At 62.2% G+C, this 2,587-nt stretch carries 2 protein-coding genes and 1 pseudogene; 1 reads left to right on the top strand and 2 read right to left on the bottom strand.

Going from position 1 to position 2,587, the window contains the following annotated elements; translation table 11 throughout:
• Positions 1-236, bottom strand: a pseudogene (locus tag JOZ76_RS34655) (cytochrome P450); the annotation flags it as partial.
• Positions 237-283: 47 nt separating this feature from the next.
• A complete protein-coding gene (locus JOZ76_RS34650; protein ID WP_291705876.1) occupies positions 284-1,555 on the bottom strand; it encodes a cytochrome P450 in 1,272 nt (423 codons plus the stop codon).
• A 224-nt stretch (positions 1,556-1,779) separates the two neighbouring features.
• Here JOZ76_RS34650 and JOZ76_RS34645 point away from each other — a divergent pair.
• On the top strand, positions 1,780-2,587 hold an 808-nt coding region (locus tag JOZ76_RS34645; protein ID WP_291705875.1), incomplete at its 3' end, for an acyl-CoA dehydrogenase family protein.

Here is a 2,587-nt window from a genome sequence, read left to right as displayed (position 1 = left end):
ACATGCATGATGTCGTGATAGCGGGTCACCGACCAATAGGGTTCGATGCGCGAATTGGTGCAGTAATGCACCGGCGCTTCCTTGCGCAGCCGCTCGAACCACGGCCACAGCGTATCGTCCTGGAATAGTTTTGGCGCGCCCGGATGGAATTTTTCGATCGGCGTCGAATAGGCCTCCTCGCGCGCCTGGCGCAGCAGCTCCTGTCGATCAGCTCGGATGGTCGTCTGGACGTTCATCGTCGTGAATTCCCGGATTTGGACCGTTCGTTTGTCCTCGCCTATATCTATGCTGCGATGCGAACCGGCAAGGTCTCATAGCCCTTCACGAAGCTGGAATAAACCCGCCTCGGCTCGCCGACCACCTCGATATGGTCGAACCGCTTGAAGATCTCCTCCCAGATGATTTTGAGCTGCAACTCGGCGAGCCGCATGCCGATGCAGCGGTGGATGCCGAAGCCGAACGACAGATGCGTGCGCGGCCGCGGCCGGTCGATGATGAAGTCATAGGGTTTTTCGATCGCCGCCTCGTCGCGGTTGCCCGAGACGTACCACATCACGACCTTGTCGCCCTTTTTGATCTGCTTGCCGCGGAATTCGATGTCGGCGAGCGCGGTGCGGCGCATGTGCGCGAGCGGCGTCTGCCAGCGGATCACCTCGGGCACAAAGCTGTCGAGCAGCGCCGGATTGTCCTTCAGCTTGCGGTACTGGTCGGGATGTTTGTGCAGGGCGTAGATCGAGCCCGACATCGTGTTGCGGGTGGTATCGTTGCCGCCGACGATCAGCAGGATCAGGTTGCCGAGAAAATTCTTCGGGTCCATGTCCCGTGTCGCCTCGTTATGCGCCATCATCGACAGCAGGTCGTTCTTCGGCGGCGCGTTGATGCGCTCCTTCCAGAGCGCCGCGAAATATTGCGCGCATTCCATCAGCTCGGCCTGCCGCTCGTCCTCGGTCTCGACCAGGCCGCCGACCCCGGGCAGCGTCGTTGCAATGTCCGACCAGCGCGTCAGCTTGCGGCGATCCTCCCAGGGAAAATCGAACAGCACGGCGAGCATCTGCGTGGTCAACTCGATCGAGACGCGGCCGACCCAATCGAACACCTCTCCGACCGGAAGGTTGTCCAGGCAGCTTGCCGAGCGCCTGCGGATGTTGACCGCGAGCTCGTCGAGATTGCCCGGCGTGAACATCGGGGCCACGGTCTTGCGCTGCGCGCCGTGGCGCGGCTGGTCCATGGCAATGAAACTCTCGCGGCGCAGATCCGGCGGTACGTCGCGGATGGTGATGCCGCCGAGCGACGCGGCCGAGGAGAACACCGCGTGATTGGTGTCGACGTCCATGATGTCGCTGTAGCGCGTCACCGACCAATAAGGCCCGAACATGCTGTCCTTGCAATAGTGCACGGGCTCTTCCTGGCGCAGGCGGTCGAAATACGGCCAGTGCGTGTCGGAGCGGAACAGCTCGGGATCGCCGGGATCGAACTCGGAGAGCGGCAGCGCGAAGGCGCGCTCCCGCGCGGCCTTGTGATCGGGGCTTTCGGCAGGATCGATGGTCCCGTGCATGGGTGTCTTCCTCTCTTGTCCCGCTTGTCATGATACGCGCCCGGACGGCCAAAGTTATATGAAATTACATCCCGTTCCTTCGGCCGGTGCAAGGGAGAGTTTTGCCGCAATCTTGGCTTTTCGGTTACCGCAGTAGCGGTTTTTCTCCCGTGACAAGGAAATCTCCTGCGCATAAGCCTGTGATAGAACGGCAACGCAATTCCTTCAAAAGGCCGGGTGAGACCATGATTTCCAACGCGCATCGGATGTTCAATTTCGATCTCGGCGAGACCGCCGACGCCATCCGCGACACGGTGCAGAATTTTGCCGCCAACGAGATCGCGCCGCGCGCCGCCGAGATCGACCGCAGCAACCAGTTCCCGAGGGATCTCTGGCCAAAAATCGGCGCGCTCGGCCTCCACGGCATCACCGTCGAGGAGGAATATGGCGGCGCCGGGCTCGGCTATCTCGAGCACTGTATCGCGGTCGAGGAGATTTCGCGCGCCTCCGCGTCCGTCGGCCTGTCCTATGGCGCCCATTCCAATCTCTGCGTCAACCAGATCCGCCGCAACGGCAATGCGACGCAGAAGCAGAAATATCTGCCAAAGCTGATCTCGGGCGATCATGTCGGGTCGCTGGCGATGTCCGAGCCGTCGGCCGGAAGCGACGTGGTGTCGATGAAGACGCGCGCCGAGAAGAAGGGTGACCGCTTCGTGCTGAATGGCAGCAAGATGTGGATCACGAACGGTCCGGTCGCCGACACGCTCGTGGTCTATGCCAAGACCGAGCCGAATTCGGGCCCGCGCGGCATCACCGCGTTCATTGTCGAGAAAGGGATGAAAGGGTTCTCCACGGCGCAAAAGCTCGACAAGCTCGGCATGCGCGGCTCCGACACCTGCGAGCTGATGTTTACGGACTGCGAGGTGCCGGAGGAGAACGTGCTCGGCGATGTCGGCCGCGGCGTTGGCGTGCTGATGTCGGGGCTGGACTATGAGCGCGCGGTGCTGGCCGCGGGGCCCCTCGGCATCATGCAGGCCTGCATGGACGTGGTGC

Source organism: Bradyrhizobium sp. (assembly GCF_019244115.1).
GTDB lineage: Bacteria > Pseudomonadota > Alphaproteobacteria > Rhizobiales > Xanthobacteraceae > Bradyrhizobium.
Note: the sequence above shows the minus strand (reverse complement) of the source record. Positions and strands in the feature narration are given on the sequence as shown.

What these genes read in the sequence shown, in the direction of transcription:
- JOZ76_RS34650 (WP_291705876.1), bottom strand. Translation starts at nt 1,555, where the DNA reads ATGCACGGGACCATCGATCCTGCCGAAAGCCCCGATCACAAGGCCGCG.